Genomic DNA, 265 nt, shown 5'->3' with positions numbered 1-265 from the left:
CAGCGGAGCGCTCACGCGGAGCGCTCACGCGTCGGCGACAGAGTCGAACTCCACCTGCCCCCGCCCCACCCCGCGCGCATCCGCGTCCACCGACCGCCGCAGCGCCTCGTGCAGCTTCGCCGGGGTCAGTACGCCGAGGAAGTGCGCCCCGTCGAGCACCGCCACCCACCCGGCGTCGTGCTGGAGCATCACACCGAAGGCCTGCTTCAGCGGGGCGCCCACCGGGACCCAGGACCTCATCCGGTGGACGAGTTCGCCGACCGTG

Annotated in this window: 1 pseudogene; it reads right to left on the bottom strand. The window is 73.6% G+C overall.

Annotated features, from left to right (window positions below):
- Positions 1–24: 24 nt before the first annotated feature.
- Positions 25–265: pseudogene (locus AOK01_RS44680) on the bottom strand (ABC transporter ATP-binding protein); the annotation flags it as partial.

The sequence above is a fragment of the Streptomyces aurantiacus genome (assembly GCF_001418335.1).
Classification (GTDB): Bacteria; Actinomycetota; Actinomycetes; order Streptomycetales; family Streptomycetaceae; genus Streptomyces; species Streptomyces aurantiacus.
Note: the sequence above shows the minus strand (reverse complement) of the source record. Positions and strands in the feature narration are given on the sequence as shown.